The organism is Hamadaea tsunoensis DSM 44101 (assembly GCF_000428945.1).
Classification (GTDB): Bacteria; Actinomycetota; Actinomycetes; order Mycobacteriales; family Micromonosporaceae; genus Hamadaea; species Hamadaea tsunoensis.
Window position 1 is genome coordinate 159,101 of the sequence record NZ_AUAX01000008.1, and the last position, 16,080, is coordinate 175,180.

At 71.2% G+C, this 16,080-nt stretch carries 14 protein-coding genes and 1 pseudogene; 3 read left to right on the top strand and 12 right to left on the bottom strand.

Going from position 1 to position 16,080, the window contains the following annotated elements; translation table 11 throughout:
• Positions 1-270 precede the first annotated feature (270 nt).
• Positions 271-1,233 (top strand): helix-turn-helix transcriptional regulator, encoded by a 963-nt coding sequence (locus G401_RS46240; protein WP_034591922.1) that lies wholly within the window; start codon positions 271-273, stop codon positions 1,231-1,233.
• Here the strand turns inward: G401_RS46240 and G401_RS46245 are convergent.
• From G401_RS46245 to pgsA, 8 genes and pseudogenes are all read right to left on the bottom strand, one after another.
• Positions 1,222-1,719: pseudogene (locus G401_RS46245) on the bottom strand (GNAT family N-acetyltransferase); the annotation flags it as partial. The gene G401_RS46240 and the pseudogene G401_RS46245 sit on opposite strands and share 12 nt — an antisense overlap.
• A gap of 99 nt (positions 1,720-1,818) precedes the next feature.
• Positions 1,819-2,577, bottom strand: coding sequence for a YebC/PmpR family DNA-binding transcriptional regulator (locus G401_RS0116935; protein ID WP_027343448.1), 759 nt, complete (start codon positions 2,575-2,577; stop codon positions 1,819-1,821).
• Positions 2,578-2,667: 90 nt separating this feature from the next.
• Positions 2,668-3,261, bottom strand: a complete 594-nt coding sequence (gene pdxT, locus G401_RS0116940; protein ID WP_027343449.1) for a pyridoxal 5'-phosphate synthase glutaminase subunit PdxT — start codon at positions 3,259-3,261, stop codon at positions 2,668-2,670.
• Positions 3,258-4,160: a pyridoxal 5'-phosphate synthase lyase subunit PdxS gene (gene pdxS, locus G401_RS0116945; RefSeq protein ID WP_084557274.1), complete on the bottom strand. Its 903-nt coding sequence runs from the start codon at positions 4,158-4,160 to the stop codon at positions 3,258-3,260. The genes pdxT and pdxS overlap by 4 nt, the downstream gene beginning before the upstream one ends.
• Positions 4,161-4,552: 392 nt before the next feature.
• Positions 4,553-5,026, bottom strand: coding sequence for a hypothetical protein (locus G401_RS0116950; protein WP_407636880.1), 474 nt, complete (start codon positions 5,024-5,026; stop codon positions 4,553-4,555).
• Between the two features lie 18 nt (positions 5,027-5,044).
• Entirely contained in the window at positions 5,045-6,217 is a 1,173-nt protein-coding gene (locus tag G401_RS46250; RefSeq protein ID WP_084557275.1) for a glycosyltransferase family 4 protein, read from the bottom strand.
• Positions 6,218-6,226: 9 nt separating this feature from the next.
• Complete coding sequence (locus tag G401_RS0116960) at positions 6,227-7,096, bottom strand: phosphatidylinositol mannoside acyltransferase (protein WP_027343452.1); 870 nt, start codon at positions 7,094-7,096, stop codon at positions 6,227-6,229.
• Positions 7,093-7,707, bottom strand: coding sequence for a phosphatidylinositol phosphate synthase (gene pgsA, locus G401_RS0116965; protein WP_027343453.1), 615 nt, complete (start codon positions 7,705-7,707; stop codon positions 7,093-7,095). Before pgsA ends, G401_RS0116960 begins: the two co-directional genes overlap by 4 nt.
• 130 nt (positions 7,708-7,837) lie before the next feature.
• On the opposite strand from pgsA, the gene G401_RS0116970 reads away from it, so the two are divergent.
• Positions 7,838-10,000, top strand: a complete 2,163-nt coding sequence (locus G401_RS0116970; RefSeq protein WP_027343454.1) for an elongation factor G-like protein EF-G2 — start codon at positions 7,838-7,840, stop codon at positions 9,998-10,000.
• 118 nt (positions 10,001-10,118) lie between these two features.
• Here the strand turns inward: G401_RS0116970 and G401_RS46255 are convergent, their stop codons facing one another.
• On the bottom strand, positions 10,119-11,651 hold the full coding sequence (locus G401_RS46255; protein WP_064741784.1) for an MFS transporter: 1,533 nt from the start codon (positions 11,649-11,651) through the stop codon (positions 10,119-10,121).
• Positions 11,652-11,737: 86 nt separating this feature from the next.
• On the opposite strand from G401_RS46255, the gene G401_RS46260 reads away from it, so the two are divergent.
• On the top strand, positions 11,738-12,301 hold the full coding sequence (locus G401_RS46260) for a TetR/AcrR family transcriptional regulator (protein ID WP_034592008.1): 564 nt from the start codon (positions 11,738-11,740) through the stop codon (positions 12,299-12,301).
• Between the two features lie 144 nt (positions 12,302-12,445).
• Here the strand turns inward: G401_RS46260 and G401_RS0116985 are convergent, their stop codons facing one another.
• From G401_RS0116985 to thrS, 3 genes are all read right to left on the bottom strand, one after another.
• Positions 12,446-13,240, bottom strand: coding sequence for a polysaccharide deacetylase family protein (locus G401_RS0116985; protein ID WP_027343455.1), 795 nt, complete (start codon positions 13,238-13,240; stop codon positions 12,446-12,448).
• 182 nt (positions 13,241-13,422) lie between these two features.
• Positions 13,423-13,926 (bottom strand): HIT family protein, encoded by a 504-nt coding sequence (locus G401_RS0116990; RefSeq protein ID WP_027343456.1) that lies wholly within the window; start codon positions 13,924-13,926, stop codon positions 13,423-13,425.
• Positions 13,926-15,971, bottom strand: a complete 2,046-nt coding sequence (thrS, locus tag G401_RS0116995; RefSeq protein ID WP_027343457.1) for a threonine--tRNA ligase — start codon at positions 15,969-15,971, stop codon at positions 13,926-13,928. The genes G401_RS0116990 and thrS overlap by 1 nt, the downstream gene beginning before the upstream one ends.
• Positions 15,972-16,080: the final 109 nt, after the last annotated feature.

The following is a 16,080-nucleotide window of genomic DNA, read 5'->3' on the forward strand; positions in this document are numbered from 1 at the left end:
CGGGCGAGACGAGGGCACGTCGGCCCTTATGCGACGTCCGGCGGTCCAAGATCCTCAAACTTCGTTTGCAGATCTTGGACCGCCGGACGTCGCGGCCGAGCGCGGGTCCCACGGGCTTGCTTGATCCCGTTTGGATCAGGGAAAACACCCGAATCATGGGGCATGATTACGTGCGAAAACCTGATCCAAGCGGGATCTTGGCGCGTACAAGCGGGGATCTTGCGGGGCGTGGGCGGGTTTGCTGACAGGTTGTGTCAGTAGGATGCGGGGGTGCGTGCTAGCCGGCTCGTGAACCTCCTGCTGCTGCTGCAGAACCGGGGGCGGCTGACCGCGCAGGAACTCGCCGACGAGCTCGAAGTGTCCGTCCGGACCGTCTACCGCGACGTCGAGGCGCTCGGGGCGGCCGGCATCCCGATCTACGGCGAGCCCGGCCACGACGGCGGCTACCGGCTGGTCGAGGGGTACCGCACCCGGCTCACCGGGCTCACCGGTCCGGAGGCGGGCGCGCTGTTCCTCACCGGGCTGCCGGGTGCCGCCGCCGAACTCGGCCTCGGCGCCGAACTCGCCGCGACCCAGCTCAAGCTTTCCGCCGCGCTTCCACCGGAGCAACGCGTACGCGCGGAGCGGATGCGGGAACGCTTCCATCTCGACGCGCCCGGCTGGTACCGCCGGCCCGAAGAGGTGCCGTTGCTGATGACCGCCGCCGACGCCGTCTGGGAGGACCGCCGGATGCGGATCCGGTACCGCCGCTGGGAGGCGCCCCGCGAGGTCGACCGGGAGGTGTCGCCGCTCGGGCTCGTGCTCAAGGCGGGCCGCTGGTATCTGATCGCCCTCGGCGGTCGGGGCGGGGCCGTGGCGTACCGGGTGGCGAACCTGCTCGCCGCCGAGATCCTGGCGGAGACGTTCGAGCGGCCCGACTTCGACCTCGGCGGTTACTGGCAGGAATACCTGGCCGACTTCGAGGGCCGCCGCTGGACGGGCACCGCCGTCGTACGCTTCTCCCCCGCCGCCCGCGAACGCCTGCGCGACGTCGAGCACGACGCGATGTCGGCGGCCGTCCGGGACGGCGAGCCCGACGCGAACGGGTGGATCACCGCGACGATCCCGATCGAGTCGCCGGCCGCCGCCGCGACCGATCTGCTGCGGATCGGCGGCATCGAAGCGGTCTCGCCGCCCGAACTCCGCGACCTGATCCGCCGCCGCGCGCAGGAGGTGCTGGATCTACACGGCTGAGGTGGGCACCCAGAAGCGGAGCTTGTAGCCGCGCTGGTCTTCGAGCACGCCGCCGTTCTTCTCGATCACTTTCCGCGACGCCGTGTTCGTGTCGTCGCAGGTCAGCAGGGCCGGATCGATGCCCAGCGCGTACGCGAGCGGCAGCGACTCGGCCAGCATCCGGCTGGCGTGGCCCTCCCTGCGACGCGACGGGCGTACGTCGTAGCCGATGTGGCCGCCGACCTCCAGCAGGTCCGGGGTCAACCGGTGCCGGATGGCGAGGCGCCCGACGAAGCCGGCGTCGTCCACCCACCAGTACGTCGTGCAGGGCACCCAGTCCGCCGCGCGGGGCGTCTCCTCGAACCGGTCCGCCAGCAGTCTGTCCACGTAGGACTGGAAGTTCGCCGGGCGTTCCAGCACGTCCGGCTCCAGTCCCCGGACGAACCAGGAGATCGGGGCGTCGGCGGCGAATTCGCGTACGGCGGCGAGGAACGAGTCCCGGTAGCGGACGTCGGCAGCACCAGCGGCATGCCCAGATCATCCCAGGGCGCACGAAGGCCCGGCCACCGAATACGGCGCCCGGGCCTCGTGTCGCGACCGCGGTGGTCACTCCTCGGCGTCGATGACCGCCATGACCTCGTCGGAGATGTCGAAGTTGCCGTAGACGTTCTGGACGTCGTCGCAGTCGTCGAGCACGTCGATCAGCTTGAAGATCTTGCGCGCGCCGTCCTCGTCCAGCTGGACCTGGACGCTCGGCACGAAGGTCGACTCGGCCGACTCGTAGTCGATGCCCGCCTTCTGCAGCGCGGTACGCACCTCGACCAGGTCGGACGCCTCGCTGATGATCTCGAACGACTCGCCCATGTCGTTGCACTCCTCGGCACCGGCGTCGAGGACCGCGCCCAGGACGTCGTCCTCGGACAGGCCGCCCTTGGGCACGATGACCTGGCCCTTGCGCGAGAACATGTAGGACACCGAACCGGCGTCGGCGAGGTTGCCGCCGTTGCGGGTGAGCGCGACGCGTACCTCGGTGGCGGCGCGGTTGCGGTTGTCGGTCAGGCACTCGATGAGCAGCGCGACACCGCTGGGGCCGTAGCCCTCGTACATGATCGTCTGCCAGTCGGCACCGCCGGCTTCGAGGCCCGAACCGCGCTTGACCGCCCGATCGATGTTGTCGTTCGGGACGGAGCTCTTCTTCGCCTTCTGGATGGCGTCGAAGAGGGTGGGGTTTCCGCCAGGGTCCGCCCCACCAGTACGCGCCGCGACCTCGATGTTCTTGATGAGGCGCGCGAAGAGCTTGCCGCGCTTCGCGTCGATGGCGGCCTTCTTGTGCTTGGTGGTAGCCCACTTTGAGTGGCCGGACATAACCCCTCCGTCGTCGTCGGACCCGGCCCCGAGCCGGCCGGATGGCACTGCACCGCCGCGGGAGCCGGGCCGACTTCGACAGAAGGCGGCTCAGGAGGCCGCGCGCACCATCTCCACGAAGAGGCGGTGCAGCCGCAGGTCCCCGGTCAGCTCCGGGTGGAACGAGGTCGCGAGCAGGTTCCCCTGCCGGACCGCGACAATCCTAGCGTCCGGCCCTTCCCCCACCTGCCCCAGCACCTCTACCTCGCCGGTGGTCTTCTCGACCCACGGCGCCCGGATGAAGACGGCGGTCACCGGGCCGCCCTCGACCCCGGCGATCTCCACCTGCGACTCGAACGAGTCGACCTGGCGGCCGAAGGCGTTGCGGCGTACCTGGAGGGCGAGGCCGCCGAAACCGACCTGGTCGGGGCGGCCGTCGAGGATCTCGTCGGCCAGCATGATCATCCCCGCGCACGTCCCGTACGCCGGCATCCCCGCCCGCAGCCGGTTCCGGATGGGCTCGTAGACGCCGAACTCCTGCGCGAGCTTGCTCATCGTGGTGGACTCGCCACCCGGGACGATCAGCCCGTCGATCTCGGCGACCTCCTCGGGCCGGCGTACGGGCCGGGCGATGACGTCGCACTCGGCGAGCGCGGCCAAGTGCTCGCGGAAGTCCCCCTGCAGGGCGAGGACTCCGATGATCACCAGCCACGCTCCGCGAGCCGGTGCGGGACCGGGATGTCGTCGACGTTGATGCCGACCATGGCCTCGCCGAGGCCGCGCGAGACCTTCGCGAGCACGTCGGGGTCGTCGTGGAAGGTGGTGGCCTTGACGATCGCGGCGGCACGCTGGGCGGGGTTGCCCGACTTGAAGATGCCGGAGCCGACGAAGACGCCCTCGGCGCCGAGCTGCATCATCATCGCGGCGTCGGCCGGGGTGGCGATGCCGCCCGCGGTGAACAGCACGACCGGCAGCTTGCCCGTCTGGGCGACCTCCTTGACCAGCTCGTACGGCGCCTGCAGCTCCTTGGCCGCGACGTACAGCTCGTCCTCGGGCAGCGAGGTCAGCCGCTTGATCTCGCCGCGGATCTGGCGCATGTGGGTGGTGGCGTTCGAGACGTCGCCGGTGCCGGCCTCGCCCTTCGAGCGGATCATGGCCGCGCCCTCGGTGATCCGGCGCAGCGCCTCGCCCAGGTTGGTCGCGCCGCAGACGAACGGCACGGTGAACGCCCACTTGTCGATGTGGTTGGCGTAGTCGGCCGGGGTGAGCACCTCGGACTCGTCGACGTAGTCGACACCGAGCGCCTGCAGCACCTGCGCCTCGACGAAGTGGCCGATCCGCGCCTTCGCCATCACCGGGATCGAGACGGCGTCGATGATGCCGTCGATCATGTCCGGGTCAGACATCCGGGACACGCCGCCCTGCGCACGGATGTCGGCGGGCACCCGCTCCAGCGCCATGACCGCGACGGCACCGGCGTCCTCGGCGATCTTGGCCTGCTCCGCGGTGACCACGTCCATGATCACGCCGCCCTTGAGCTGCTCGGCCATCCCGCGCTTCACCCGGGACGTCCCGGTGGCAGCAGTGGTCACGTTTTCGGACATGGCGCTATCACTCCTGTAAGAAAGAAGGGCTTCACCAGCAAGATTAACGGGGCGGGCGGCGGGTGGCCGACAGCCAATCGATCCCGGGTGGCCAGCTACGTGAGCCAGATCACAGTATTGCTGGGCTCGCCCTCCGGGCGATGCCGGCGTCGCGCCCCTCATGCAACGTCCGTCGGCACAGAGATCCTCAACCGCTACGCGCTTGCAGATCTTGCACCGCCGGACGCCGCAGGCGCAACGCTGCCGGGCTCGCCCTCCGGGCGATGCCGGCATTGCGCCCCTTATGCAACGTCCGTCGGCACAGAGATCCTCAACCGCTACGCGCTTGCAGATCTTGCACCGCCGGACGCCGCAGGCGCAACGCTGCCGGGCTCGCTCCGCGGGTGGAGCGCTTAGACGTCGATGTCGAAGTAGGCGGGCCGGGTGTGCCGGCGGGCCAGCCCCAGCCAGCGTACGAGCTGATGTTCGCGCAGCGCCAGGGCGTCGCGTACGGAGTCGGAGTGGACCTGCCGGGCGAGCACGACCCGCCGGCCGGCCGCCTCCACGGCCTCGACCAGCGCCGGCTCCGCCTTCGCGGCGGCCACGTCGAGCTCGCGCAGCCGCCGGCTCAGGTCGTTCTCGGCCGCCTCCCGGTCACCGCCCGGCGTGTCGAGCGCGCCGCGCGCGGCCAGGTACAGGTCGTCCTGCGGGCTGTCGGACTGCTCGGCCAGCACCGCGGCGGCCGCCGCCCGGCGTACGAGCTGCGACTCCAGGGCGCGACGGGCGGCGGCGGCGCGCAGGTGCAGCCGGTCCAGCCGGGCGGCCAGCCACGTGACGTAGGTGCCCACCAGCACCACCGTCACCACGACTCCCACCACCCACGCCACGTCGTGCATGGTAGTGGTCTACAGCTCGACGCCCTCCCCGGGCATGTACTCATCGAAATCCCGGCTCGCGCGGGCGCTCTCCGACAGGTCCGGACTCGCGTCGATCGCGGTCGCGTACACCTCCAGGACCCGGCGGGCCACCACCGGCCAGTCGAACTCCCCCACCACCGCGCCGGCCCGGTCCGCGAGCCGCCGCCGGGCGGCCGGATCATCCAGAAGCGTCGATATTGTACGCGCCAGAGCAGCCGAGTCGCCGTTCGGGAACAGTGCTCCCGCCTGCCCGCCGTCGAGTACCCGGCGGAAGGCGTCGAGGTCGGCGGCGACGACCGGCGTACCGGCGGCCATGGCCTCGGTGAGGATCATCCCGAACGACTCCCCGCCCGTGTTGGGCGCGATGTACAGGTCGACGCTGCGCAGCATCCTCGCCTTGTCGGCCTCGGAGACCTTGCCGAGGAAGGTCAGCCGCTCGCGTACGCGGTCCGGCAGCGCGACCTCGGCGAGGTCGCTCGGCCCGGCCAGGAGCAGCCGCAGGCCCGGACGGTCGGCGACGATCCGGTCGAGCGCGTCGACCAGGATGGCGAAGCCTTTGCGGGGCTCGGTGAAGCGGCCGAGGAAGCCGACCGCGCCGCCCTCGCCGGGCCAGCCGGGCAGCGGTTCGGCGTGGGCGAACTTGGCGACGGCGACCCCGTTCGGGATCTCGACGCCGCCCCCGCCCAGATGCTCCACCTGTACGCGACGCGCCAGGTCGCTCACCGCGATCCGGCCGGTGATCCGCTCCAGCACCAGCTGGAGGGCGGGCTGGGCGGCCGCCATCGCCTTGGACCGGCCCATCGCGGTGTGGAACGTGGCGACCACCGGGCCGTCCGCGAGCATCACCGCCAGCAGCGAGAGGCTCGGCGTGACCGGTTCGTGCACGTGCAGGACGTCGAACCGGCCGGTCGACAGCCACCGGCGTACGCGGGCCAGCGAGATCGGGCCGAACGACAGCCGGGCGACCGAGCCGTTGTACGGCACCGCCACGGCGCGGCCGGCCGGCACGACGTAGTCCGGCAGCTCCGCCTCCTCCTCCGCCGGGGCGAGGACGCTGACGGAGTGGCCGAGCCCGATCAGGGTCTCGGCGAGGTCGCGTACGTGCAGCTGCACTCCACCGGGGACGTCCAGCGAGTACGGGCAGACGATCCCGATGCGCATGGGCCTCCCTCAGTCGAGCCAGAGCTTCTGCAGCATGTGCCAGTCGGCGGGGTGCTCCGCGATCCCCTTCGCCATTTCGTCGGCGACCGTCTGGGTCAGCGCCGAGATCCGCTCGGTCAAGGTACCGCCCGTCGGCACCGGCAGGGGGCCCACCAACGCGCCGTGCGGCCGTTCGGGGTCGAACCACATCTTCGCCACGTACAACGGCGCACCGGTGCGGACCGCCAGCAGGGCCGGGCCGGCCGGCATCCGCGTACGCCCGCCGAAGAACTTCACCTCGATGCCGCGCCGGGACAGGTCGCGGTCGGCCAGCAGCGGGACGACGTGCCCGGCGCCCAGGGCCTGGACGAGCAGGTCGGTCGGCGGGGCGGTCGAGCCCTCGGTCGGGATGATGTTCATCCCCAGGCTCTGCCGGTACGCGAGGAACCGCTGGTACAAGGCCTCGGGCTTGAGCCGCTCGGCGACCGTGGTGATGGGCAGGCCGGTGGCGGCGACCCAGGCACCGGCGGCGTCCCAGTTGCCGGCGTGCGGCAGGGCGACGATCGAGCCGATCCCCTGCTTGTTGTTGGCGGCGAGCTCCTCGCCCCGGTCCAGCACGAACCCGGACGCCTGCTGCGCCCTGGTACGCGACGGCAGCCGGAACGCCTCCATCCAGTACCGGGCGTAGGAGCGCAGGCCCGCCCGGAGCAGCTCGTCGGGGACCGGAGCACCGAGCAGTACGCGGGAGAGGTTCTGCTCGAGCCGGCGTACTGCCGGGCCCTTCTTGCGGAAGGAGCGGTCGGCGCCGGCGCGGAAGGCGGCAGTGGCGACCGGCTGGGGCAGTGCCCGCACGACCCGCCAGCCGGCGGCGAACCCGAGGTCGGTGAGACGGTCCTTCATGCGGCCGCCGCCGCCCGGTCGGCCCGGGCCGCGGCGAGCATGCGCTGGCCGACGGTGAAGACCGAGCCCGCGGCCAGCAGCCACATCGCGGCGGGCATGCCCCAGCCCAGGCCGAAGCCGGTGGCGAGGCCGCCGATGCCGGTGAGGATGAGCCGCTCGGCCCGCTCGACCAGGCCGACGTCGACCCGCAGGCCGAGGCTGTCGGCGCGGGCCTTGACGTAGGAGACGACCTGGCCGGCCACGAGGCTGATCAGCAGCGCGACCAGCGTCCACGGTTCGCCGCGGTAGAAGAACGCGACCGAGGCGAACACGGCGCCGTCGGCGACCCGGTCCATGGTCGAGTCCAGCAGCGCGCCGAATCTGGAGGAGCTGCCGCGGGCCCGCGCCATCGCCCCGTCGATCACGTCCGTGAGCGCGCTCAGCGTGACGACGACCGTCGCGATGATGAAGTGGCCGCGCGCGCCGAAGCCGATCGCGCCGATCAGGACGCCGATCGTTCCGGCGACCGTGACCGCGTTGGGAGTGACGCCCGCTCGCAGCAGACCGCGCACGATGGGCTCGAAGAGACGGACGACTACCGTCTTGACCGAGACGCTGAAGATCTTCGCCATAGCGGTCTAAAGATAATCAGAGGCGCTGCCGACTGTGTGTGTCGGGGTTGTTAAGTCGGGGCGACAGGTGTGGGATCTAAGTATGTGAGCCACACCACATCGCGGTGAACTCTCGTCGTTGGAGGTCCAAATGGCCCAGAAAAACCCGGAGAAAGGGCTCGCCGGCTCCGCGCCGGCGGTGGATACGCCCGTCAACGTACGCAACGTGGTGCTCGTAGGGCACTCGGGTGCCGGAAAGACGACCCTGGTCGAGGCCCTGCTGGCCGCGACGGGGACGATCGGCCGGGCGGGTACGGTCACCGAGGGCACCACGGTCTGCGACAACGATCCCGCCGCCGTACGCCAGCAACGCTCGGTCGCGCTGGCCTGCGCGCCCCTGATGCACGACGGAGTGAAGGTCAACCTCCTCGACACTCCCGGGTACGCCGACTTCACCGGCGAGTTGCGGGCGGGCCTGCGCGCGGCCGACGCCGCCCTGTTCGTGGTGAGCGCGGTCGACGGCATGGACGCCGCCACCGGCACGCTCTGGGAGGAGTGCGCCGCGGTCGGGATGCCCCGCGCGGTCGCGGTCACCCGGCTGGATCACCCGCGGGCCGACTTCGACGAGGTCGTGGCGCTGTGCGGGCGGGTCTTCGGCGACGGGGTGATCCCGCTCTACCTGCCCATGCACGGCGACGACGGCGAGAGCGTCGTCGGCCTGATGGGACTCTTGACCCAGCGGGTCTACGACTACACCAACGGTCACCCGGCCGAGGTACGCGATCCCGACCCGGAGCATCTGCCGGCGATCGAGGAGGCCCGCAACGAGCTGATCGAGGGGATCATCGCGGAGAGCGAGGACGAGACCCTCATGGACCGCTACCTCGGCGGCGAGGAGCTCGACGTGGCGGTGCTCGTCGCCGATCTGGAGAAGGCGGTCGCCCGCGGCCACTTCTACCCGGTGATCCCTGTCAACGCGCCCTCCGGTGTCGGCCTGGACACCCTGCTGGAGCTGCTGACCAGCGCGTTCCCGACGCCGTTGGAGCATCCGCTGCCCGCCGTGGCCACCGTGGACGGCCGGCCCGCCGAGGCGATCACCTGCGACCCCGACGGCCCGCTGGTCGCCGAGGTCGTCAAGACCACGATCGACCCGTACGTCGGGCGCGTCTCGCTGGTCCGGGTCTTCTCCGGCACGCTCAAGCCCGAGACCGCGATCCACATCTCCGGGCACGGGCTGGCCGAGCGCGGCCACTTCGACCACGACAGCGACGAGCGCATCGCCCACATCTACTCGCCGCTCGGCGCCCAGCTCCGCGAGGTCACCAGCTGCATCGCCGGCGACATCTGCGCGATCACCAAGTCGACCGCCGCCGAGACCGGCGACACGATCTCGGCCAAGGACCGGCCGCTGCTGATCGAGGCCTGGGACATGCCCGAGCCGCTGCTGCCGGTCGCCGTGGTCCCCAAGACCCGCGCCGACGAGGACGTCCTGGCGAAGAACCTGGCCCGGCTCGCCGCCGGCGACCCGACGCTGCGCCTGGAGCGCAACCCCGAGACCCACCAGCTCGTGCTGTGGACCATGGGCGAGGCCCACGCCGACGTCGTCCTCGACCGCCTGCGCGCCGGGGGCGTCGAGCTTTCCACCGAGCCCGTACGCGTCGCGCTGCGCGAAGCGTTCTCGTCCTCGTCGACGGGGCACGGCCGGCACGTCAAGCAGTCCGGCGGCCACGGCCAGTACGCCGTCTGCGACATCGAGGTCGAGCCGCTACCCCGGGGTACCGGCGTCGAATTCGCCGAGCGCGTCGTCGGCGGGGCCGTCCCGCACAACTACATCCCGAGCGTCGAGAAGGGCGTGCGTACGCAGGCCGAACGCGGGATCGTCGCGGGCTACCCGGTGATCGACGTGCGGATCACCCTGGTCGACGGCAAGGCGCACAGCGTGGACTCGTCCGACGCGGCGTTCCAGACCGCGGGCGCGCTCGCGCTGCGGGACGCGGCCGAGAAGTCCCAGATGTCGCTGCTCGAACCGGTCGACGAGGTGGACATCCGGGTGCCGGACACGTACGTCGGCGCGGTCATGAGCGACCTGTCCAGCCGGCGCGGGCGCGTCCTCGGCACGGAGGCCGACGAGGTCCACGAGGGACGGACGGTCGTCAAGGCCGAGGTCCCGGCGACCGAGCTGCTGCGGTACGCGATCGAGCTGCGGGCGATGACGTCGGGCGCGGGAACGTTCCGGCGCCGGTTCAGCCGCTTCGAGCCGATGCCCCAGCACCTGGCCGAGTCCGCCCGCAAGGAACACGCCAACACCCACTGACCCACACCGCAACCGGTCCTGGCTACGCCCAAGATCCCGTTTGGATCAGGGAAATCACCCGAATCATGGCCCATGATTACGTGCGTTTCCCTGATCCAAACGGGATCTTGGGCGGGGGTCAGATGATGGGGCGGCCGCTGGCGGTGGTCTCGGGGACGTCCTCCTTGACGTCCCAGTGCTCGGCGATCCGGCCGCCTTCGACGCGGAAGACGTCCACGACCGCCGTCCCCCGGTCGCCTTCCCCCGCGGTGAAGTGCGAGTGGGCGAAGACGAGGTCACCCTCGGCCGCGATCCGGCGCAGCTCGAAGCGGCCCTGCGGCATCTTCTCCCGGATGCCGTCGACCAGTTCGGCCAGCGGCGTACGCCCGTCGGGCAGGTTCGGGTTGTGCTGGGCGAGATCGTCGGCGACGAACTCCGCCACCCGGTCGGTGCGCCCCTGGTTCCAGACGATCTCCAGGTAGTCGGCGACGAGCTGAGCGTTGGGCTGCATGGTGGTTGCCTTCCTGTGCGTTGATTCCCTTGTGGACAGGTGGACGACGGCGGCCGCGGCGAGGACCGCGAGCGCGACCGGCGGCAGGAGCGCGGCGCCTCGGCCGAGCAGCGCGCCGCCCGCCAGGCTGCCGACGCTCATGCCGATGTAGAGCGCCGAGGCGTTGAGCGCGAGGGTCAGTCCGGCGTACTCGGGCGCCCGGCCGACCAGCCGGGCCTGCTGCGGGACCTGGTAGAGCTGGCTGAAGAAGGCCCAGCCCGCGAACAGGACGACCCCGGCGACCGGCGTACGCGGCGCGGCGGCGAGCCCGGCGAAGGCGGCCGCCAGTCCGGCGAGGGTGATACCGACCGTCCGGTATCCGCCCAGCCGGGCGCTGACCGGCGCGGCCACGGCGTTGCCGAGGACGCCGACGATCCCGAAGACGAGCAGGGCCGCCGACACCACGCCGTCCGCCGCCCCGAACCGCGCGGCCAGGTACGCCCCGGCGACGCCGTAGACCGTGAACTGGGCGGCCATGAAGAGCAGGGTGGTCGCCACCATCCGCGGCACGCCCGGTGACCGCAGCACCGCCCGGTACGCCTCCCGGGTCGGGGCCGGACCGGCCGGCACGTCGCGTACCAGGAGAAAGACCAGGAGGACCGAGACGGCGGCCAGGACGGCGACGCCGCCCAGCGCACCGCGGCGGCTGACGAGGGTGCCGAGGAGCGAGACGAGCGGGATGCCGAGGACGGTCGCGGCGGTCATGCCGCCGAAGACGACGGCGAGCGCCTGGCCGCGGCGCTCGGGCGGGACCAGCGCAGCGCCTGCCGCCGACGCGGCCGGGCCGAAGATCGCGGCGCCGATCGCGGCGAGCACCCGGGCGCCGGCCATGGTCGCGTAGGTCGGAGCGAGCGCGGCGGCCGCCGACCCGACGGTCAGCAGGGTCAATCCCGCCAGCAGTACGCGTCGCCGGGCCGAGCGGCGCAGCAGGACCGCGGCCAGCGGCGCCGCCACGGCGAAGGTGAGGGCGAAGAAGGTGACGAGGAAGCCGATGCTCGCCGCCGGTACGCCGTACGCGGCGCCGAGCGCGCGGTTGAGCCCGACGACGGACAGCGAGGTGGTACCGAGGGCGAAGTAGCCGAGGGCGAGGGCGGTGAGAGCCGGGGCGGTCCGAGTCCGCATGGCAGACCTTCTTTTCAATACGGTGCGTTGCGTATTTCTGAGCCTATACGCAACGCACCGTATTGCAAGTGGGTATGATCCAGATCATGACCGGACGACCTCGGGACCCCGCGACGGACGCGGCGATCCACCAAGCCACCCTGGAACTCGTCGCCGAACACGGGGCCGGCGGAGTCAGCATGGAAGGCATCGCGGCCCGCGCCGGCGTCTCGAAGCAGGCCGTCTACCGCCGCTACCGTTCCAAGGGCGAAGCGCTGCTCGACGCGGCGGCGACCTCCGGGCGGGCGCTCGGCGTACCGGACACGGGATCACTGCCGGGCGACCTCACCGACCTGCTGATCGAGTCCTTCGAACGGCTGGCCGGGCCGGACGGGGAGGTCAACCGGGCGCTCATGGCCCAGGCGCTGCACGACCCCGGATTCCGCGAGCAGCTCTGGGAACGCCACATCCAGGCGCGCCGGGCAGCCTTGCGCGGCATCCTCGGCCGGGCCCGCGTACGCGGCGAGATCGATCCGGCGGTCCCCGACGACGTGCTGGCCGACCTGTTCTTCGGCGCGATGTGGTACCGGATCCTGTTCCAGCACCAGCCGTTCGACGAAGCAGGCGCACGCGCACTCGCCGACGCCGTCACCCGCGCCGCCCGCCCCTGACCCGCGCCCCGGGCGCGCGCTTGATCCGGTTTGGATCAGGGTTTCGCACGTAATCTTGGGCCAAGATTCGGGTGATTTCCCTGATCCAAACGGGATCTTGAGCCAGCCGGGGGCCTTGAGCCGGGCGGGATCTTGGGCCGGGGGTCAGACGGGTGCAGGGGCGGACGCGAGCAGCTGGGAGACCGTCACCAGCTTGTAGCCCGCCGCCCGCAGGCCGTTGACGATCCCGGCCAGGTTCGCGATCGTCACCAGCCGGTCGCTGGGGCCGGTGTCGTGCGCCAGGATGATCGCGCCGGGGCGGACGTCGCGTACCGTCCGGTCGACGATGCCGCTCGGATTGTGCACGTACTCGTTCTCGGGCATCCGCTGCGACCAGAGGATGACGTCGTAGCCCAGCTCGTCGGCGGCGATCAGGGTCGAGCCGGCCATGTGCCCCCACGGCGGCCGCATGATCTTCGGTGCCCGGCCGAGGGTCTGCACGATCTGGTCGTGGCACCGGCGCATCTCGGTACGCGCCGCGTCCCGGTCCATCATCGCCAGGTCGTCATGCGTCCAGGTGTGGTTGCCGACCTCGTGGCCGTCGTAGAGGCCGCCCTTGGCCAGCTGCGGGTACGCCCGCAGGTGCTCGCCGATGAGGAAGAAGGTCGCCGGGGCGTCCACCTCGCGCAGGGTGGCGAGGACCCTGGGCGTCCAGTCCGGCATCGGCCCGTCGTCGAACGTCAACGCGACCAGCTTCTCCGTGGTCGGGACGTGGTAGACGCAGCGCACGCTGCCCCTGGCGCTGTAGACGTCGGGGTTGCCCGCCGGGGCGTACCCCCCGTCGATGGGCAGCCGGTGCGGGCCGAACAGCTTCGGCGCGCCCTCGGCCGCGACCCCCACCGCCGCGCCGCCGACCGCGCCGACACCGCCGGCGATCATCGAGCGTCGTGAAACCCCCATCGAGCCGTTCCCCCCGTCGAGCTTCCCCCATGGCAGCGTCGCAGGATTTCGAGGCGGCGCGGATCGTTCTTCAAGTGAATCTTGAGCCATCCGAACGGATGGTGAAGGAAGTTCATCGAGAAGGTGACCCAGGACAACCCGGTCGGGTGACAGCCGTCGCCCGGGTGCGGCCGGCCGGGTCGCTACGGTGACGCCGGCCAGGCCTCGGCGAGCAGGTCCCGGGTCTCGGTGAGCAGCTGCGGCAGCGTCTTCGTACGCCCGATCACCGGCATGAAGTTGGCGTCGCCACCCCAGCGGGGCACCACGTGCTGGTGCAGATGCCCGGCGACCCCCGCCCCGGCCACGGAACCCTGGTTGATGCCCAGGTTGAAGCCGTGCGCGGCGGAGACCGCCCGGACCACCTTCATCGCCGTCTGCGTGAAGGCGGCCAGCTCGGCCGTCTCCGCCCCGTCGATGTCGGTGTAGTCGGCGACATGCCGGTACGGGCAGATCAACAGGTGTCCCGGGTTGTACGGGAACCGGTTGAGGATGGCGTACACGGTCTTGCCACGGGCCACGACCAGGCCGTGGACGTCGTTCTCCGGCGCCACGCAGAACGGGCACCCGGTGTCGGACGGGTCACCGCCTTGCACGTACGCCATCCGCCACGGCGTCCACAGCCGTTCGAGGCCGTCGGGCTCCCCCATCAGGCCGCTTCGGCGGGCTCGGCCGCCGACGGCGGGACGTTGGTCCGCGACCGGACGATCTCGGCCACGTGCGCCACCGCCTCGTCCAGCGAGACGCCGTTGCGCTGCGAGCCGTCGCGGTAGCGGAAGGAGACCGTGCCGTCGGCGACGTCCTGGTCGCCGGCGATCGCCATGAACGGGATCTTCTGCCCCTGCGCGTTGCGGATCTTCTTCTGCATCCGGTCGTCCGAGGCGTCGACCTCGGCACGGATGCCCGCCGCGCGCAGCCGGGTGACGAACTCGTCCAGGTACGCGACGTGGTCCGCCTGGTTCTCGCCGGCCGCCGACCGGATCGGGATGCCGATGACCTGCACCGGGGCGAGCCACGCCGGGAACGCACCCGCGTAGTGCTCGGTGAGTACGCCGAAGAACCGCTCGATCGAGCCGAACAGCGCCCGGTGGATCATGACGGGCTGCTGGCGCGTACCGTCGGCGGCCTGGTATTCGAGGCCGAAGCGGGCGGGCTGGTTGAAGTCCACCTGGATCGTCGACATCTGCCACGTACGCCCGATCGCGTCGCGCGCCTGCACCGAGATCTTCGGGCCGTAGAACGCCGCGCCGCCCGGGTCCGGCACGAGCTCCAGGCCGGAGCCGCGGGCCGCCGTCTCCAGCGCGGCCGTCGCCTCCGCCCAGTCCTCGTCGGCGCCGATGAACTTCGGCGAATCGTCGCGAGTGGACAGTTCCAGGTAGAAGTCGTCGAGACCGTAGTCGCGCAGCAGGTCCAGCACGAAGGTCAGCAGGGTCGACAGCTCGCCCGGCATCTGCTCCTTGGTGCAGTAGATGTGGGAATCGTCCTGCGTCAGGCCGCGTACGCGGGTCAGGCCGTGGACCACGCCGGACTTCTCATACCGGTAGACGGTCCCGAACTCGAACAGGCGCAGCGGCAGTTCCCGGTAGGACCGCCCGCGGGCCCGGAAGATCAGGTTGTGCATCGGGCAGTTCATGGCCTTGAGGTAGTACTCGGCGCCCTCGAGCTGCATGGGCGGGAACATCGTGTCCGCGTAGTACGGCAGGTGCCCGGACGTCTCGAACAGGTTCGCCTTGGTGATGTGCGGCGTGTTGACGAACTCGTACCCGGCCTGCTCGTGGCGCTGCCGCGAGTAGTTCTCCATCTCCCGGCGGATGATGCCGCCCTTGGGGTGGAAGACCGCGAGGCCCGAGCCGATCTCGTCCGGGAAGCTGAACAGGTCGAGGTCCGCGCCCAGCTTGCGGTGGTCGCGCTTGGCGGCCTCCTCCAGCAGCGCGAGGTACGCCTTGAGCTGGTCCCGGGTCGGCCACGCAGTGCCGTAGATGCGCTGCAGCTGCGGGTTCTTCTCCGATCCCCGCCAGTACGCCGCGGCCGACCGCATGATCTTGAAGGCGCCGATGTGGCGGGTGCTGGGCAGGTGCGGACCCCGGCAGAGGTCGCCCCAGCAGCGGTTGCCCGTCTTCGGGTCGAAGTTCTCGTAGATCGTCAGCTCGCCGCCGCCGACCTCCATGACGTCGGCGTCCACGTCGCCCTTGACGTCGACGAGTTCGAGCTTGAACGGCTCGTTCGCGAGCTCGGCCTTGGCCTGCTCGGCGGAGTCGAAGCGGCGGCGCTTGAACGTCTGGCCCTGCTTGACGATCTCCTGCGCCCGCGCCTCGATCTTGGCGAGGTCGTCGGGCTGGAACGGCTTCGCGACGCCGAAGTCGTAGTAGAACCCGTTGTCGATGGGCGGGCCGATGCCCAGCTTGGCCTCGGGGAAGACGTCCTGGACGGCCTGGGCGACCACGTGCGCGGTCGAGTGGCGCAGGACGTTGAGACCGTCGGGCGAGTCGATGCTCACCGGGGCCACGGCGGTGTCGACCTGCGGCGCCCAGTCGAGGTCGCGCAGGTTCCCCTCGGGATCGCGGACGACGACGATGGCCTTGGGGCCGTTCTGCGGCAGCCCGGCGGCGGCGACCGCGGCGGCCGCCGTCGTGCCGGCGGCCACGGTGACGAGGTCTCCGCTCGGGCCGGCGGCAGGTACGGTCGGTGCGCTCACGGTGTGCTCCTAGAAGAAGATCGGCACGGGCTGGACCGGACATTCCCGGCCCCGCGCCATGCTATCGCCCGCCCCGCGCCGCCCTCCGCCCCGCCTCACCCGGTCCCAC